Source organism: Rheinheimera sp. KL1, assembly GCF_001275035.1.
GTDB classification, from domain to species: Bacteria; Pseudomonadota; Gammaproteobacteria; order Enterobacterales; family Alteromonadaceae; genus Pararheinheimera; species Pararheinheimera tangshanensis.
In genome coordinates this window covers 135,966-153,243 of record NZ_LAMX01000009.1, presented here as the reverse complement: position 1 = coordinate 153,243, position 17,278 = coordinate 135,966, and the positions used below count along the sequence as shown (strand labels likewise).

The window sequence follows — 17,278 nt, the reverse complement described above, 5'->3', positions numbered from 1 at the left end:
GACGATGGTAGTGTGGCAGATGCCATGCGAGAGTAGTTCACCGCCAGGCTCCCAAATACAGAACCCCGCTCAGTGAGCGGGGTTTTTTATTTGCATTGCCACAGGCGGTCGCCAGGGTGAAACAGGGAAAACGGGACGCAAATAGTTTTGCGTCACGCCTGTTTCACGCCTTGAGCTCTGCGAAAGGCCGGACAAGACGGTCCGCTGTCGCCTGACCCAGAACCCCAGGATGGGGTGAGCACTGTAGTTCACCGCCCGAATTCAGAGCAGAAATGCTTTTAAACTAACCAACAAATACCCCAAAGGCACAATGCCTCCGGCGATTGACCCTACATTTCCCTCTATTTAGCACCAAAACACCCCACCAATCCCCCCATTAGCCGCATCACTCTGGCAATAGCCATCCAACCCAACCTAGTATTTGCTCAACCCATAATCAGAATAACGAGGTCCAGGTGCATTTATTTATCAAAACTGCTGTTTTTGCAGCCATTTCAGGTATCAGTCTGAGTGCAATAGCAACACAACAACCCTTGCAGTATGAAGATGTCTTCCAGTTAGAGTTTGTATCAGAGCCTCAGATCAGCAGTGACGGCGACCAGGTCGTCTTTGTGCGTAACCGTTTTGATCAGGCGCTGGACAAACGTATTGGCTCTTTATGGCTAAGTGAGACGAAGACAGGCCAACTACGACCTTTAGTATCAGAACAAGCCGATATCAGCTCACCGTTATGGTCAGAAGATGGCAAAAAACTGGCGTTTATTTCATCTGCTTCTGGTAAGCAACAGATCCATATTCGCTGGATGGACAATGGTCAAAGCGGTCAGGTCAGTCATTTACCAGCAACTCCTGCCGGTTTAAGCTGGTCACCAAACGGAAAATGGCTTGCTTTTTCCATGTTTACGCCGAAAAAAGCTGCTAATCCGGTGACTTTACCTGGTAAGCCTGAGAAAAATGATTGGGCCAAAGCTCCTGTTTATATCGACACTATGCAATACCGTGCAGATGGCCGTGGTTATTTACCTGCCGGATACAGACACATTTATCTGATGGCAGCTGAGGGTGGCACGCCTATACAGCTGACCAGCGGAGATTTTGATCACGGTGGTGAAATCAGTTGGCAAAACGACAGCAAAGCCTTTTATTTTTCAGCCAATCGTCAATCAGATAAAAGAGCTCAGGCCCAGAATAGTGAAGTGTACAAGCTGACTATTGCCGACAAAAACCTGACTCAAGTCACCGATCGTTTTGGCCCAGATCACTCTCCAGCTCTATCATCTGATGGTAAATGGCTGGCTTATCTAGGCTATGACGATAAAAAGTTGGCGCATCAGGCCGACCAGCTTTACGTGAAAAATCTGCAGTCTGGTGAAGTTAAAGCCCTTACTGCAGATTTAGACCGGGCTATTGATAGCTTTAGTTGGAGTGGCGATAGCGATGCACTTTATATCCAGTACGACGACGAGGCTCAGGGTAAAATTGCCTTACAGCCTCTGAACGGTAAACGCAAAGTGCTGGTTGATCAGGTCGGTGGCAGCTCGTACAGCCGTCCTTACACCGGCGGCAGTTTTACAGTGTCGCAGGATGGTGACATTGCCTATACCCAGATGTCGACTCAGGCACCAGCTGAGCTTGCTTTATGGCAGGACGGTAAAAAGAAGCAACTGACCGAACTGAACAAAGACTTGCAGTTATCCCGTGATATAGGCGAAGTGGAAGAGTTTTGGGTGACGTCTTCTGTCGATCAACGCAAGTTACAAAGCTGGCTGATTTTGCCGCCAAACTTCGATAAAACTAAAAAGTATCCGTTAATTCTGGAAATTCACGGTGGCCCTCACACCGCCTATGGTCCTGTCTTTGCGATGGAATTGCAGTTGATGGCGGCCCAGGGTTATGTGGTGTTGTATACCAACCCTCGTGGCAGCACTAGTTATGGTATGGAATTCGCCAATCTGATCCACCATAAGTTTCCAAGTGAAGACTATAACGATCTGATGGATGTGGTAGATGCGACAGTCGCTAAAGGTTTTATCGATGCAGAGCAGTTATTTGTCACTGGGGGCAGTGGTGGTGGCCTATTAACCAGTTGGATAGTGGGTCATACCGACAGATTTAAGGCTGCAGTGGCGGTCAATCCTGTGATTAACTGGTTTAGTTTTGTGCTGAATGCCGATATGTACAACTACTTCAGCCAGTACTGGTTCCCTGGTATGCCGTGGGAAAAACCAGAACATTACCTGAAATATTCCCCTATCAGCTACGTCGGTAATGTCAAAACGCCAACCATGCTGATGACGGGAGAATCTGATCACCGAACACCTATTTCTGAGACTGAACAGTTTTATCAGGCGCTGCAATTACGGGGTGTTGAAACCGCTATGGTGCGGATCCCTGGCGCTTCGCATGGCATCCATATCAGACCCAGTAATATGATGGCTAAGCCAGCTTATATCACCTACTGGTTTAATAAATACAAGAAATAGCGTTTTGCTGTCATAAATAAAAAGGGCCGCCTTAAATAAAGCGGCCCTTCTGTTTAATTAATGAGTGGGTTACTCAGATATAAGCAAAAGCATCGGCAAACATTTGTTCGCGTCTTGCACCTTGCTCAAGGAAAGCATCCCGTACTACACCGACCATAGGGAAAGGGCCTGCGATATAAATGTCGTAAGCTTCCAGTGAGACAAAATCTTCCAGCACCGCCTGATGCACTAAACCAGAGCGGCCTTGCCAGTTATCGGATGGACTTTGCACTACGGGCACCAGCTTAAAGTCATGATGGGTAGAGGCCCATTGTTGCAATTCAGGCATATGGTACAAGGCTTCCTCATGACGCACGCCCCAGTATAAAAATACCGGTCTTTTCACGCCAGCTGCTGCTATCGCTTGAGCTATGCTGTAGACATACGAAAAACCTGTGCCACCTGCCAGCAACAAAATAGGGTTATGGCTGTCTTCGCGCCAAAAGGCCTGGCCTAAGCCTAGCTCTACAGTCACTTGATCATTGCTTTGCAGATGGGCTAGAGCCTGACCTGAATACTGATCAGCCACAGCACCGCCAATTTGTAGCTCAAGTTGAGTTTGACCAGGAATTGAGGCGACAGAGAAAGGCCGCTTGTCTTGCTCTGTTAAGCACAACTGTAAATATTGTCCTGCTTTAAACTCTACTTTTTGTTGTGGCGTCAGCAGAACCTGATGCACTCCAGAGGTCAACGGCTGAATTTTATCGACGGTACAAATCACTTTGGTCATGAATAATCCTGCGGCTTAGCCACGAATAAAAGGGTGGTGTAAGGTCAAATCTGACTCGGCATAAGCCAGACAACAATAGGTAAAGTTCTGCGCTTTATCCAGATCAGACAAAGGTTCGGGTGGCAGATAAGATACAGAGCCAGAGCGCAGCCGGCAGACGCAGGAGGTGCAAACGCCCTGCTTGCAACGAAACGGAAAGTCGATGCCATGGCGCAAAGCCGCTTCGAGAATGGTTTCGTTACTGTTCACCTGAAAACTCAGGCCACTGGGTTGTATCGTTACCTGATGACTCATTTCTGACCCGGTACTTTAAGTGTTTGAGCGACCTGCTCAGCTGGTAGTATACCCAGTTCAGCCCAGATACTATCTACTTTGGCTTTAACTGCCGGCTCCATCACTATAGGTTCGCCCCACTCGCGAGTGGTTTCGCCTGGCCACTTATTGGTAGCGTCTAAGCCCATTTTCGAGCCTAAACCCGACACTGGTGAAGCAAAGTCCAGATAATCGATCGGCGTATTTTCGATTAAGGTGGTATCACGAGCCGGATCCATACGGGTCGTGATAGCCCAGATCACATCCTGCCAATCACGGGCATTGATATCGTCGTCACAGACAATCACAAACTTGGTGTACATAAACTGCCGTAAGAAAGACCAAACGCCCATCATCACGCGTTTGGCATGACCTGGGTATTGTTTCTTCATCGTCACAACCGCCATACGGTAGGAGCAACCTTCGGGTGGCAGATAAAAATCGACAATTTCCGGAAACTGCTTTTGCAGAATAGGCACAAAAACTTCGTTCAGCGCCACACCTAAAATCGCGGGTTCATCTGGTGGACGGCCAGTGTAAGTGCTGTGATAAATCGGCTTTTCTCTGTGAGTGAGATGAGTCACAGTAAAGACAGGAAAGGAGTCGACCTCGTTGTAATAGCCTGTATGGTCGCCATAAGGGCCTTCAGGCGCCATTTCACCTGGCTCTATATAACCTTCTAATACATATTCTGCAGAAGCTGGTACTTGCAAATCGTTGCTGATACAACGGGTGACTTCGGTATTGTCGCCGCGTAATAAACCGGCAAAGGCGTATTCAGATAAAGTATCAGGTACAGGAGTTACTGCACCTAAGATAGTAGCTGGATCTGCACCTAAGGCAACGGAGACAGGAAAGCGTTGGCCCGGGTTTGCTTTTTGCCATTCTAAAAAGTCTAAGGCACCGCCACGATGGGATAACCAGCGCATAATAACTTTGTTTTTACCTAGCACTTGCTGGCGGTAAATCCCCAGATTCTGCCGCTCTTTATGAGGGCCTCTGGTGACTGTTAAACCCCAGGTAATCAAAGGCGCTGCATCGCCAGGCCAGCAGGTCATCACTGGAATTTTGCTTAAATCCACCTGGTCGCCCGAAAGCACCACTTGCTGACAAGGGGCGCGTTTGACTTCTTTCGCTGGCATATTCAGCACTTGTTTGAAGATAGAAAACTTGCTGAAAGCATCTTTTAAGCCCTTTGGTGGCTCGGGCTCTTTCAGAAAAGCCAGTAATTTACCCACTTCGCGTAAAGCGGCCACGTCAGTCTGACCCATACCTAAAGCAACGCGTTCTGGTGTGCCAAACAGGTTCGCGAGTACTGGCACATCAAAGCCCTTAGGGTTTTCAAATAACAAGGCAGGGCCACCAGCACGCAAGGTACGGTCCGCTATTTCAGTCATTTCCAGATAAGGGTCGATTTCCATAGAGATTCGTTTGAGCAATCCGCGTTGCTCCAGCTGACTGATAAAGTCACGCAGGTCTTTGTATTTCATAAGGCTCTGGCTCTGCTTGATATGGGACTATTATACATGGCTGACTTGGGCAAACCAGCCTGTACTGTGGTTGCAGTAAGGCCAATACGGCCTGAACGCAAACTAAGACCAATTTGATTTCACCAGCCTTTTTGTCGAACTGAGCGCAGTTAACTTGCATTCACTAGCTGTGGTCATCTAATGTGATAGCTAAACCATTGCTTTTTGAGTTACTTTTATGGATTTTCCAGAACAAATCAAACAACAAAGCTGCATGGACTGCTTAAGTGGCCAATCTTTAGGTTTTGAGATCCGTATGGCTTTTCAGCCGATCATCGATTGGTCTTCGCAAGAGATTGTTGGCTATGAAGCTTTGGTGCGTGGACCTGAAGGGCAAGGTGCAGGTTGGGTTTTTGAGCAGATTAACGATAACAATAAATACTACTTTGACCAGGCTTGCCGTGTGAAAGCGATCGAGACAGCCTCTAAACTTGGGCTTAAAAAATTGCTCAGCATTAACTTTTTACCTAACGCTGTTTATAACCCTGAAACCTGCATTCGCGCCACTATTGAGGCTGGCGATATGTTCGGCTTTGATATCACTCAAATTATGTTTGAGGTGACGGAAGGCGAGCAAATTACCGATCAGGCTAAATTAAAACGTATTTTTGAAAGCTACGCCAAACGTGGTTTTATTACTGCGATTGATGACTTTGGTTCTGGTTATGCCGGTTTAGCCTGGCTGACTTCGTTACGACCAGCTGTGTTGAAGTTAGATATGGGATTGATCCGGGATATTGACAAGGACACTGTAAAACAAGCTGTCCTGAAGGGGATTTTGACCGTGTGTTGCGAGTTAAAAACCAGAGTATTGGCTGAAGGCGTCGAAACAAAGGCGGAGCTGGATTATTTGACTCATGCAGGTATTGACTGGTTTCAGGGGTATTACTTTGCTAAACCGCAGTTGGAAAAACTACTGAGTCATTCAGAGATCCAGGTCTGGCGTTAATTATCAATTCGCTGTAGATTGTCAGACATCTGGATGTCTAAGGTTTTTCTGATGAAAAAAGCAACTCAACTAATCCATGCGGGCCGTGGTAAAGAATGGACTGGCTCTGCGGTTAATCCGCCCGTAGTACGAGCTTCCACTATTGTATTTGATACTATGGCCGAGCTAAAGCATGCGACAGCGCATCGTGGCGATCGAGTGCCTTATTATGGCCGCCGTGGTACAGCCACTCATTTTGCGTTACAGGACGCCATTTGCGATCTGGAAGATTCAGCCGGCTGTGCTTTATATCCTTGTGGCGCTGCTGCTATTAACGCGGCTTTATTGAGCTTTTTAAAGCAAGGCGATCATCTGCTGATGGTCGATACTGTCTACGAGCCCACTCGAGCTATCTGCGATAAGTTATTGGCTGGTTTAGGCATTGAAACTACTTATTACGATCCGTTGATTGGGGCAGGCATCAGTGCGCTGATCAAAGCCAATACTAAAGTGATTTTCCTGGAGTCTCCTGGTTCTCTGACCATGGAGTTGCAGGATATTCCGGCTATCAGTGCTGTTGCCAAAGCTCATCATATAGTCTTGATGCTTGACAATACCTGGGGCACTCCTGTGCTGCTGGATGCTTATGGTCTGGGTGTTGATGTTTGTATTCAGTCGGCCACTAAATACATAGTGGGCCACTCCGATGCCATGCTGGGTATCGCCACGGCCAACGAAAAACACTGGCCACAGCTGCGTGAGTACAGCTACCTGATGGGCTACTGTGCGTCGGCGGATGATGCCTATTTAGCCAGCCGTGGTCTACGGACTCTGAAGGTACGTTTAGCTCAGCATCAAACTAATGCATTCATAGTGGCAAAATGGTTACAACAACGACCTGAAGTCGAGACTGTACGTCATCCGGCTTTGCCTGAAAACCCAGGACATGAGATTTTTCAGCGTGATTTCATTGGCAGCAATGGCTTGTTTTCTTTTGTACTAAAACAAGGTGATGCCAAAGCTGTGGCTGCGTTTATTGAAGGTATGCAACATTTTAAGATGGGTTTTTCTTGGGGGGGATACGAGAGTCTGATTATTCCGAATTTAAGTATTCAAAAACTCAGGACCGCCAGCCCATGGCCTTATTCAGGCCCGCTGATCCGTTTACATATAGGTCTGGAAGATACCGACGATTTAATTGCCGATTTAATTGCGGCATTCGGGCGCTTTAATCAGGCGCTGTAATCACAGCGCCTGATGTTGTTGTCTGTTATTGTCGGAGAAAGGATTCAATACTTTCGCCTGTCACTTTGCCTATCTGACTAAACAGATACCAAATAGCCACCATTAACATCACGGTACAAGGCAAAGCGATAACCGGAAAACTCAGAGCTGTCATCTTTGCCAGCTCTTCATTAAAAGCAGGAGTACCGGGTGTACTCACCAATAAGTACTTCGCCAGACCATAATTCAGTACCGAGGATACAACAAAAGATCCCGCCACCAAATAGGCACAATTTTGTAGTTTGCTCGCAAACAACTGCTCTGCATTGTGGGCTTTTAAACTGGCGTCCAGTTTGGCTAAATCCATTAGTTCATCGTTCAACAAGATTTTCTTCACCAAAGGATATTTACTGCGTTGGCTAACTAACACCAGCAGCGCAATAATACCTGGCACAGCAGCTTCTTTTATCGCGATATAGGCTGGGTCCAGCTGCAATAAGCTAATACCGCCAGTCAGTAGTACACTAATCACACCCAGTACAGATAAAAAGTTGACCTTTTTACTTTGTTGCAATTCCCACAACCCAAAACCCAATGGAAAAGCTAAAGCGACCACTAAAGCCCACAGCGGGCCTAATTGATGATCTTCGCTTAATTTACTCAAAATCAGCGTAGGAATAATAATATTGAATATCAGATTCACTAAAAAACCTGATGATTTTTTCTTTTCTGTTTGACTCATAAATTCCAGCCTTACTACCTGCTTTGTTGTCACAACGGCTCAGTGTGACGCCGAGTATATCTGATTTAACTCTGGTTACGCAGTATCAGGCTGAACAGTTGTATTCGGCCGATGAAAAGAACAGAAGCGCAACCAGCGGATAAAAACTTTAAGTGACTGATTTGTGGGACATTACAAAAACTTAGCAAGAACTCTGGCACTAAAGCGAACCATTATCAATGGCATCTCATTGATTTTATTGGTTTTTTGTTGATTTCGATGGGTTTTCGGCTAGAATAAACACAAATTTTGAATCTGCAGGTACCAGCTATGAAAGGCCAACCTTTAGTGCTCGCTAAGCTCAACGAGGTGCTGACCTCAGAGTTAACCTCTATTAACCAGTATTTCTTGCACGCCCGTATCTATAAAAACTGGGGTTTGGCTCAGCTCAATTCAGTGTGTTACAAAAAATCGATCAAAGATATGAAGCAGGCGGATGAGCTGATTGAGCGTATTTTATTCCTCGAAGGCCTGCCAAACCTGCAAGCTTTAGGCAAATTACGTATTGGTGAAGATACCGAAGAAATGCTGCAGTGTGATTTGGATTTTCAGCACGACCAGCTGCCGTTATTACGTGACGCCATCAAGTTATGTGAACAGCACCAGGATTATGTCAGCCGCGAGTTACTGCAGGAAATTCTGGAGCATGAGGAAGAGCATGTCGACTGGATTGACACTCAGCAGCAACAAATTGCTTTAGTAGGTTTGGAAAATTACCTACAAAGCCAAATGGGTTCAGGAGACTAACAATGAAAGGTAATACACAGGTTATCGCAGCCTTAAACGAGCTGCTGTCGAACGAACTCAGTGCTATGGATCAGTATTTTATCCATGCCCGCATGTACCATGACTGGGGGTTAAGCAAACTGTTTGAGCGTATCGATCACGAAGTGACGGATGAAAAAGCGCATGCGGCGGCGTTGATTGAACGCATTTTGTTTTTAGAAGGCACACCGGATTTATCCAAGCGTGATCCGCTGCAGGTCGGTACTGACGTGCCTTCCATGTTGCAAAACGATTTAAACGTGGAATACGCAGTAGGCGCCTTACTGAAAAAGACCATAGCTCTGTGTGAATCTGTGCAGGATTACGTCACCCGCGACTTACTGATGACCTTGCTGGACGATACTGAAAACGATCACGCTCATTGGCTGGAACAACAGCTGCGCCTGATCAAGCTGATTGGTTTACCCAACTATATTCAGTCGCAAATCTAAGGCTGTTGTCTGTTTGCAAAAAAGCATCTTCGGATGCTTTTTTTGTTTAGAGTCGTCTGAAATTGGAGCGGGTGACGGGAATCGAACCCGTATCTAAAGCTTGGGAAGCTTTCATTCTGCCATTGAACTACACCCGCCTGCGGCTTAAAGTACAAAGCTCTATAGAGACAAGTCAATCAATACCTGAAGGATTATTAGTGTGACACCTGAACAAATTGAACAGGCTGCGACCTGGCTGGCAGATTATCGTCGCTGTGGTGAAGCTGCACCTTTATTACCAGCGGAACTGCGTCCAACTTCATTGGCTGAAGCTTTTGCGATTCAACAATGGCTCTTTATTGAATTGGATTGGCCTGTTGTGGGGTGGAAAGCCGGACTGCCTGCTCCGGATAAATGGGTGCTGGCGCCTATAGCTAATCTGCAACAAGGCGAGCTTTGCTTGTTTGAACAACAGTCAGAGCAGTACAGCATTGAACCTGAGCTGGCGTTTAGGTTGGCGACTGATTTACCTGCCCGTAATGAACCTTATAGCGAGGTTGAGATCAAAGCGGCGATAGCTGCTACTCATTTGGCATTGGAGCTGATTATCAGGCCTTACAAAGCCGATGCCGGTGCAGAGTTTTTCGACCAACTGGCGGCAGGGTTGTTTAATCAGGGTTTATATATTGGTCCCGCTTTACCACTTGATTGTTTTCCGCAAGAATTTGAGCTGCTGGTGCAGCATTCAGGTGAACAACGTCAGTTTGCTGCTCAGCACCCCAATCATGATCCTTTATCGCCTTTGTATTGGCTTGTGAACCATTTAAGTAGTCAGGGTATTGGTTTAAAACAAGGCGAATGGGTGATCACTGGCTCTTACGCTGGCGTAGTGCAGGTGCCGTCTGATACGGAGCTGAAATTGCAGTTTGGATCTTTTGGCCACATCAACACACAATGCAGTCATGGGGCTATGATAAGCTAATCGGTTGATTTTGTTTTTTTGTTTTGCCATGGAGAGTTTGGGATGGAATTTTTACCGGCCTGGCCATTGACTGTTACGCCGCTGTCATCCTTTGGTCTGCTGCTGTTGATTGGCAGTTTAGGGGGATATCTGGCACACCGCATTTCCTGGTTGCCCAGTATCACAGGTTTTATGTTGGTAGGATTTTTAGTCGGCCCTAGTGGTTTGGGGTTGTTGACTGAATCGGTGCTGAAAGATTCCCGCATTCTGATCGATATTGCGCTGGCTTTGATTTTATACAGGCTGGGTTCTTCGCTTGATTTACGCTTTCTGCGTCAGTCACCGCGTTTGCTGGTGATTGCTCTGGTAGAAAGTACGTTAACTTTCAGCGCGGTCTTTACTTTGTTGTGGTTATTTCAAATTCCACTCGTCTTAGCCGCGCTCATCGCCGCTATTTTGGTGTCTTCTTCCCCAGCAGTGTTATTGCACGTTGCCCATGAAGTTGGAGCTAAAGGTCCGGTCACTGAGACTGCCAAGTCCTTAGTTGCTTTGAATAACCTGCTGTCTTTCCTCGCTTTTGCTTTTGTTGTGCCTGTCTTGCTGGCTGAACAGGACGCAGGTTGGCAACAGATTGTGTTGCAGCCTATGTATTTATTGTTAGGCTCTGCTTTGTTGGGAGGAGCTATTGCTTATGGCTTGCATCTTCTGACCAGCCGAACGCAAACTGCCGTGCAATACAAGCTGGCCCTGGTGGTTGGGGCTTTGATGTTATGTCTGGGGTTGGCTCAGCAATTAAAACTCTCTGCGCTGTTCGCTCCACTGGTAGTGGGTATTGTTGTGCGCAGTATGGAACGCGAAGAGGTGGTGTCTGCGCTGGAGTTTGGCAGTGCTTTTGAGCTGTTTTTTATTGTGTTATTTGTCTTTGCTGGTGCCAATTTGCACTTCGCCGAACTAGTGGCTTTTGCCCCTGTTATTATGGCTCTGGTGGCGGTGCGTTGTGCTGCCAAGTGGTTTGGTGTCAGTGTCAGTTCTGTGTTGTTGGGGCAAACAGTCCGGACCGGGGCCTCTTCGGGTTTATTATTGATCCCAATGGCCGGCTTGGCGATAGGTTTAGTGCAAAGCTCCAGCCAACTGGTGCCGGAACACGCGGCGGTGATCAGTGCCATAGTGCTTGGCGCTGTTACAGTGTTTGAAACTATAGGGCCACCTATAGCCTCTTATGCCTTTCGTCTTGCCGGCGAAACAGAAGCTCAGGCGTCAGCAGCTGTGGCTGGCCATCAGTTACAGCATCCGTGGCAGGCCGATGGCACTGTAGCTTTGGATTTGTCTGCTTTGCATGCGCCTGAACCTACAGATGCAGTGTTAGTAGAACACGCTGAACCCAAAAGATTTAAATTCTGGCGCTGGTGATCTCCAGCGCTGACTCTTGCTCACTTTGTGACAGGGTGAGCAAACTCTATGGCTTAATAGCTTCCTCACTTTTAAAATTCTGAACCATGTTTGATGGAATATTTAGACTTCTAAACTTCTGGCTTTCTATTTTGTTGGTGGTTTTGTAATCTATCAGGCTTGAGCACTAAACAAATACCCGTTAGGGTGGGTCTGAACAAAAAAATACCCAAAGTAATTGGAGTAGCAGACAGACGACAAGTGCGAGAGATTTCAGGAGCATAGTTGAGCTATGTGACTGGGGCGAGAGTGCGAAGTCAACAAAGCTACGGCTTCAAGTATGAAGGGGATAGAAACCGCAGTACGAAACTGCAGGCAGTGCAACGAGGAGAGTGGAACATGTCGCAATATGCTGCCTTGAGGGCAAATGTCGGATTGTTGGGTACCCAGCTGGGTGACACCATCCGCAATCAATTAGGTGATGCGGTTTTAGAACGTATTGAGCAAATTCGTGCTGTAGCCAAAGAAGCAAGGCAGGGCACAGAGCTGCAGGATCAGCAACTGAAACAAGTGCTGGCCAGTTTAACGGATCAGGAAATTCTGCCGGTTGCCCGCGCTTTTGCACAGTTCTTAAATCTTGCTAACTTAGCCGAGCAGCACCATACCATCAGTAAAGCTGGTCGTGCTTCTATTGAAAAGCCTGAGCCTGTTGCTGAGTTATTGCAGCTGTTGCAGAATAAAAATGTCAGCAAAAGCCGGATTGAGAAGGCCGTGGCCGATTTATCCATCGAGCTGGTGCTGACTGCTCACCCGACAGAAGTCACTCGCCGTACCCTTATCCATAAGTTGACTGAGATTGCATCTTGCCTGGCAGAATTGGAGCAGGATTTAGCGCCTGCGCAGCAGGAAAAAACGGAAAACCGTTTGTATCAGCTGATCACTCAGGCCTGGCACACCAACGAAATCCGCGAACAACGACCTACGCCAGTAGATGAGGCTAAGTCTGGTTTTGCTGTGATTGAAACCTCACTCTGGGACGCTATTCCGGAGTTTATCCGAGATTTGGATACTGCTTTGATCCCTGTGCTGGGTCATGGTTTGGCGTTAGACGCTGCTCCTATTCGTTTTTCATCCTGGATGGGAGGAGACAGGGATGGTAACCCTTTTGTCACAGCAAAGGTCACGCGTCAGGTACTGTTGTTAAGTCGCTGGAAAGCTGCGGATTTATTTAGTCGTGACTTGGATATACTGGCGAACGAACTGTCAATGAATCAAGCCAACGATGCGTTACGTGCCGTCGTGGGGGAGGCGTCAGAGCCTTATCGTAAGTTGCTGAATGATGTCCGCTATAAGTTACTGCATACCAGAGACTGGCTAACCGAAGCGTTAAAACATGACAGATTGCAACGACCTGAGGGACTGATTTGGCATAATCAGCAGTTGTTGGAGCCTTTGCTGCTGTGCTATCAGTCTCTGCTCGATTGCAAAATGCAGGTGGTGGCTGAAGGCTTATTAAAAGACACTATTCGTCGTGCTTATGCCTTTGGTTTAACTTTGCTGAAGCTTGATGTGCGGCAGGAATCTGGTCGTCATACTGCGGTATTCAGCGAATTTACCCGCTATCTGGGCATTGGTGATTATGCTGAATGGGATGAACCGGCCCGTCAGGCGTTTTTACTGAATGAACTAAGCAGTAAAAGACCTTTGTTTCCCCGCAACTGGTCGCCAAGCCCTGAAGTAAAAGAAGTGCTGGATACCTGCGACATAGTGGCTCGTCACGGGCCAGAAGCTTTATCTACTTATGTGATTTCAATGGCTGGTAAACCCTCAGATGTACTGGCTGTGCAGTTACTGCTGAAAGATGCTGGTATTACTTTCCCAATGCGGGTAGCTCCTCTGTTTGAAACCCTGGCCGATTTAACCAATGCGCCGGAGTGTATCAGTAAGTTGCTGGCCATTGATTGGTACAGAGGTTATATCAACGGCCGTCAGGAAGTGATGATTGGCTACTCTGACTCAGCCAAAGATGCCGGTGCTTTTGCTGCCGCCTGGGCTCAGTACAGTGCGCAGGAAGCTTTGGTCGCTATTTGCCAGCAAGCCAAAGTACAACTGACTTTATTCCATGGCCGTGGCGGCACTATAGGCCGTGGTGGTGGTCCGGCGCATGCCGCGATTTTATCTCAGCCACCTGGTTCATTGGCTGGTGGTTTGCGGGTGACTGAACAAGGCGAAATGATCCGCTTTAAGTTTGGTTTAAATGGCCTGGCACAGCGTAGTTTAGCCTTGTACGCCAGTGCTGTGCTGGAAGGGGTATTGTTACCGCCACCGGTACCAGAGCAAAGCTGGCGTGAGTTGATGCAACAATTGGCAACAGTGTCTTGTGAAGCTTACCGCGCAGTTGTGCGCCATCACCCGGATTTTGTGCCTTATTTCCGTGCTGCCACTCCTGAGCTGGAGCTGGGCCAGTTACCACTGGGCAGTCGTCCGCCTAAGCGGAATCCAAATGGCGGCGTCGAGAGCTTGCGTGCTATTCCATGGATTTTTGCCTGGTCGCAAAACCGCCTGATGTTACCGGCCTGGTTGGGTGCTGGTAATGCGCTGGCTGTTGTTGTTGAGCAAGGAAAAACTGAGTTATTGGCTCAGATGCGGGCACAATGGCCATTTTTCGCCACCCGTTTGTCGATGCTGGAAATGGTGTATTTAAAAGCGGATGCAGAAATTGCCGCTTATTATGATGAAAAACTGGTGCCTGAGCATTTGTTGCCTTTAGGTTTACAATTGCGTCAGCAGCTGGCTGCAGATACTGCTTTGCTGTTAAAGCTTATCCAAAGCGATACGCTGATGGCCAATGAAGCCTGGATCCGTGAGTCTATTATGCTACGAAATACTTATGTCGACCCGCTGCATATACTGCAGGTGGAATTGTTAAACCGGGTGCGGCATGCGCCTGAAACGGTCAACGACAGTATTAAACGCGCTTTGATGGTGACTATTGCCGGTATAGCAGCTGGTATGCGTAACTCGGGTTAAGAGACTGTTTTCAAATAAGAAAGGGCATACAATGTATGCCCTTTTTTGTCTAAAATTACAACTTAGAAAAAGTTCTTTTTAAACTCAACACCGATGATACGAGGTTCGTTAACAAAACCTGTCAGGTTGTTGAAATCGATAGCACCTTTTAAGTTTTCTTCGTCGGTAATATTGCGGCCAAATAAAGCCACTTCGTAGTTGTTATCGAAGTTCAGATAACCAATACGTAAACCAGCTTCGAAGTTACCATTGGTGCGGTATTCCATAGATTCATACAGGAACAGGTTGGTATCACCCTGACGGGCTACATCACCATAAATATAAATCTCACCTGTGCTAACCGGAATATCGTAACGGGCGTTCACCGTCAGAATAGTTTCAGGAGCTTGCGGGAACGGATTGCCGTCAATAAAGACTAAACCATTACCACCAGCTGGGTCTGTTGGTGTGCAGGCACCTGAACCGCACGGAGCAACCAGTAAGTTTTGGTCCTTCAGCTCTGTATTGTTGTAGCTGAAACCACCACCTACCACCAGGCTCTTGGTGGCACGCCATTCAGCATCCACTTCGAAACCATAACCCACGCCTTTGTCGGCATTAATCAACTGATTGCCCTGAGTTTCACCACCAATAGCGGATAACTGAATATCGTCAATGGTGTAATAAAACAGCGCACCGTTCAGACGCAGTGAATCGTCCAGTAAGTCAGACTTAGCACCTACTTCAAATGAAGTGATAGTTTCTGAATCAGCGACTGAAGGCGCTTTTTCGAAGGCAACATCACGACCTTGAATCGACTGAGCACGGAAACCGCTGGCAACACGACCAAAAACGCTGGTGGTATCGGTCAGACGATAGTTGCTGCTTAATTCCCAGCTCACCTGGCCATCGTCGACTTTGAGAGGATCGTAATTCTGGATACTGGCATCTCCAGTCACTAACGCAAAACCATCCACGTTTTGCTGACCGACCCAGAAGGTTTTTTCATCATAAGTGTAACGAACACCACCAGTGATATCCCAGCGGTCGGTTAGATTGTAAGTAGATTGACCAAATACAGCCCAACTTTCGTTGCCATGGTAGACAGTGGTTGCACCGTAGTAACCATCAACACTAGTCACACCAAAAGAAGAGTCAAAGTAGAAAGCACCCACCTGCCACTCTAAAGCCTCGTTGGTATCGCTGGCTAAACGTATTTCCTGAGTGTACTGCTCTAAATCGTTCAACTGATCTTCAGTTACGGCATCAAAAGGAATAAAACCTGGACCCATTTGTTCAGGGATGTTGTCAAAGTTAGCATCGATACGGTGACCACCATCGATATCACCTTTGCCTTTACCGTCGGCTTTTTCCATTGCTGAAATCATGGTCAAGGTCATGTCTTTTAACGCGAATTCGAACGTTAACGACGTACCGAAGTTGTCATATTTCTGGAAGTTGCCATCGCCTTTGTCGTAATAGACGGTATCGCGATCATAATTTTCGTTCAGCTCATTGCTGCCCGGAGTCAGGATATTGGCTCTGAATAAAGATGAGGTGCCATCCAGTTTTCGACCGTGTACGTTCAACAAGGCTGAAAAGGCATCCGTGTCATATAAGAACTGCAGACGGCCTGCTTTTTCGTCGTGACCACCAGTGAAATCTTTTTCACCGGTAAAACCGTTATCGACCCAGTCATCACGGTTTTGGTTCATCAAAGAAATACGGGCAGATAACTCGTCCGTTAAACCACCACCTGCAGCACCTTCCAGGTTAATAGTGCCGAAGCTGCCCACTGTTGCTTTGGTATAAGCTTCGAAGTCCTGTGTCGGTTTCACTGAATTAAATTTCACAATACCTGCTGTGGTATTGCGGCCAAACAAGGTGCCTTGCGGGCCACGGATCACTTCAGCTTGCTCGATATCAAATAACGGGAAGCTTTTGAGGATCACGTTTTCCATCACCACGTCATCCATAATCACAGAAACTGGCTGAGAAGCGGCCAGGTCAAAATCTGTGTTTCCCAAACCACGAATATAAAAACGTGGTGCAGCACGGCCGTTTGATGACTCAGCGTATAAACCTGGGATCTTGCCAGATAAAGCCTGAATGTCCTCGCCACCTGCAAACAAAGCGTCGAATTTCTCACCGCTTAAAGTTGCAATAGAGATAGGAACTTCCTGGGTGCTTTGCACACGTTTCTGTGCCGTCACCATAATGCGTTCCAATTTTGTCTCTTCAGCAGCCTGATCTTTGTCACTTTCCTGCGCGAATAAAGCAGGAGAAAGACCCATGGCTGCAGCGAGCAGACTGGCCTGAATACTCAATGCCAGAACAGACTTTTTGCATGTTTTCATCAATGTTTTACCTTAGTTTTAGGCTGTTATGTATTTTCTGGTGCGTCCTGCGGATAGTTATCAAAGCGAACCCTACAAACTCTGGAGTGACCACAGTGTTTGCCTGATAACTTGTACGCTACTATAGCATTTTGCAGCTACTTTTGCCGATTTGGTGGATAAAATGGCTAATAATCATCAGTTTGCTGTAGGTTATTTGTACATTATCTACTTAAGCAAGGTCTGGTTTACCTGATGATAACTTCGTCAGGTTGATATTTTTAGCTGAAAAAGGGCGGTATTAGTTGTGCTACCAGTTTGGTGAGAGGGAGAGCGGAGCAGAAGCGGATTGTGACCGACT

13 protein-coding genes and 1 tRNA gene are annotated in these 17,278 nt (G+C 47.1%); 8 read left to right on the top strand and 6 right to left on the bottom strand.

Annotated features, from left to right (window positions below; translation table 11 throughout):
- The first annotated feature begins 455 nt into the window (after window positions 1-455).
- The gene (locus tag WH43_RS04295) at window positions 456-2,483 is read left to right on the top strand and encodes a S9 family peptidase (protein ID WP_053423410.1); all 2,028 of its coding nucleotides are present in this window, start codon (window positions 456-458) and stop codon (window positions 2,481-2,483) included.
- Between the two features lie 73 nt (window positions 2,484-2,556).
- Here WH43_RS04295 and fre read toward each other — a convergent pair whose 3' ends face one another.
- The 3 genes from fre to ubiD are packed head-to-tail and all read right to left on the bottom strand — an operon-like array spanning window position 2,557 to window position 5,054.
- Complete coding sequence (gene fre / locus WH43_RS04290) at window positions 2,557-3,252, bottom strand: NAD(P)H-flavin reductase (RefSeq protein WP_053423409.1); 696 nt, start codon at window positions 3,250-3,252, stop codon at window positions 2,557-2,559.
- A 15-nt stretch (window positions 3,253-3,267) separates the two neighbouring features.
- Window positions 3,268-3,546, bottom strand: a complete 279-nt coding sequence (locus tag WH43_RS04285; protein WP_053423408.1) for a 2Fe-2S iron-sulfur cluster-binding protein — start codon at window positions 3,544-3,546, stop codon at window positions 3,268-3,270.
- Window positions 3,543-5,054, bottom strand: a complete 1,512-nt coding sequence (gene ubiD / locus WH43_RS04280) for a 4-hydroxy-3-polyprenylbenzoate decarboxylase (RefSeq protein WP_053423407.1) — start codon at window positions 5,052-5,054, stop codon at window positions 3,543-3,545. The genes WH43_RS04285 and ubiD overlap by 4 nt, the downstream gene beginning before the upstream one ends.
- A 217-nt stretch (window positions 5,055-5,271) precedes the next feature.
- Here ubiD and WH43_RS04275 point away from each other — a divergent pair, with 217 nt between their 5' ends.
- On the top strand, window positions 5,272-6,042 hold the full coding sequence (locus WH43_RS04275; protein ID WP_053423406.1) for an EAL domain-containing protein: 771 nt from the start codon (window positions 5,272-5,274) through the stop codon (window positions 6,040-6,042).
- 51 nt (window positions 6,043-6,093) lie between these two features.
- Complete coding sequence (locus tag WH43_RS04270; protein WP_053423405.1) at window positions 6,094-7,266, top strand: cystathionine beta-lyase; 1,173 nt, start codon at window positions 6,094-6,096, stop codon at window positions 7,264-7,266.
- A 25-nt stretch (window positions 7,267-7,291) separates the two neighbouring features.
- On the opposite strand, the gene WH43_RS04265 is transcribed toward WH43_RS04270, so the two are convergent.
- A complete protein-coding gene (locus WH43_RS04265; RefSeq protein WP_053423404.1) occupies window positions 7,292-7,987 on the bottom strand; it encodes a VC0807 family protein in 696 nt (231 codons plus the stop codon).
- 309 nt (window positions 7,988-8,296) lie between these two features.
- On the opposite strand from WH43_RS04265, the gene bfr (WH43_RS04260) reads away from it, so the two are divergent.
- Both bfr (WH43_RS04260) and bfr (WH43_RS04255) read left to right on the top strand, forming a co-directional pair.
- The gene (gene bfr, locus WH43_RS04260) at window positions 8,297-8,773 is read left to right on the top strand and encodes a bacterioferritin (RefSeq protein WP_046518918.1); all 477 of its coding nucleotides are present in this window, start codon (window positions 8,297-8,299) and stop codon (window positions 8,771-8,773) included.
- A 2-nt stretch (window positions 8,774-8,775) separates the two neighbouring features.
- Window positions 8,776-9,243: a bacterioferritin gene (bfr, locus tag WH43_RS04255; protein WP_053423403.1), complete on the top strand. Its 468-nt coding sequence runs from the start codon at window positions 8,776-8,778 to the stop codon at window positions 9,241-9,243.
- Between the two features lie 63 nt (window positions 9,244-9,306).
- Here the strand turns inward: bfr (WH43_RS04255) and WH43_RS04250 are convergent.
- Window positions 9,307-9,380: transfer RNA gene (locus WH43_RS04250), tRNA-Gly, on the bottom strand.
- A 62-nt stretch (window positions 9,381-9,442) separates the two neighbouring features.
- Here WH43_RS04250 and WH43_RS04245 point away from each other — a divergent pair.
- The 3 genes from WH43_RS04245 to ppc all read left to right on the top strand — a co-directional run bounded on the left by WH43_RS04245 (window position 9,443) and on the right by ppc (window position 14,602).
- Window positions 9,443-10,204: a fumarylacetoacetate hydrolase family protein gene (locus tag WH43_RS04245; protein WP_053423402.1), complete on the top strand. Its 762-nt coding sequence runs from the start codon at window positions 9,443-9,445 to the stop codon at window positions 10,202-10,204.
- A 42-nt stretch (window positions 10,205-10,246) separates the two neighbouring features.
- Window positions 10,247-11,593, top strand: a complete 1,347-nt coding sequence (locus WH43_RS04240; protein WP_053423401.1) for a cation:proton antiporter — start codon at window positions 10,247-10,249, stop codon at window positions 11,591-11,593.
- Window positions 11,594-11,971: 378 nt separating this feature from the next.
- Entirely contained in the window at window positions 11,972-14,602 is a 2,631-nt protein-coding gene (gene ppc, locus WH43_RS04235; RefSeq protein WP_053423400.1) for a phosphoenolpyruvate carboxylase, read from the top strand.
- Window positions 14,603-14,664: 62 nt separating this feature from the next.
- Here ppc and WH43_RS04230 read toward each other — a convergent pair whose 3' ends face one another.
- The gene (locus tag WH43_RS04230) at window positions 14,665-16,938 is read right to left on the bottom strand and encodes a TonB-dependent receptor (RefSeq protein WP_053423399.1); all 2,274 of its coding nucleotides are present in this window, start codon (window positions 16,936-16,938) and stop codon (window positions 14,665-14,667) included.
- Between the last annotated feature and the right edge of the window lie 340 nt (window positions 16,939-17,278).

Bases quoted from the DNA above. Each gene is read 5' to 3' on its own strand.
- fre (WP_053423409.1), bottom strand. From the start codon at position 3,252: ATGACCAAAGTGATTTGTACCGTCGATAAAATTCAGCCGTTGACCTCT.
- WH43_RS04285 (WP_053423408.1), bottom strand. From the start codon at position 3,546: ATGAGTCATCAGGTAACGATACAACCCAGTGGCCTGAGTTTTCAGGTG.
- ubiD (WP_053423407.1), bottom strand. From the start codon at position 5,054: ATGAAATACAAAGACCTGCGTGACTTTATCAGTCAGCTGGAGCAACGC.
- WH43_RS04275 (WP_053423406.1), top strand. From the start codon at position 5,272: ATGGATTTTCCAGAACAAATCAAACAACAAAGCTGCATGGACTGCTTA.
- WH43_RS04270 (WP_053423405.1), top strand. From the start codon at position 6,094: ATGAAAAAAGCAACTCAACTAATCCATGCGGGCCGTGGTAAAGAATGG.
- WH43_RS04265 (WP_053423404.1), bottom strand. From the start codon at position 7,987: ATGAGTCAAACAGAAAAGAAAAAATCATCAGGTTTTTTAGTGAATCTG.
- bfr (WP_046518918.1), top strand. From the start codon at position 8,297: ATGAAAGGCCAACCTTTAGTGCTCGCTAAGCTCAACGAGGTGCTGACC.
- bfr (WP_053423403.1), top strand. From the start codon at position 8,776: ATGAAAGGTAATACACAGGTTATCGCAGCCTTAAACGAGCTGCTGTCG.
- WH43_RS04240 (WP_053423401.1), top strand. From the start codon at position 10,247: ATGGAATTTTTACCGGCCTGGCCATTGACTGTTACGCCGCTGTCATCC.
- ppc (WP_053423400.1), top strand. From the start codon at position 11,972: ATGTCGCAATATGCTGCCTTGAGGGCAAATGTCGGATTGTTGGGTACC.
- WH43_RS04230 (WP_053423399.1), bottom strand. From the start codon at position 16,938: ATGAAAACATGCAAAAAGTCTGTTCTGGCATTGAGTATTCAGGCCAGT.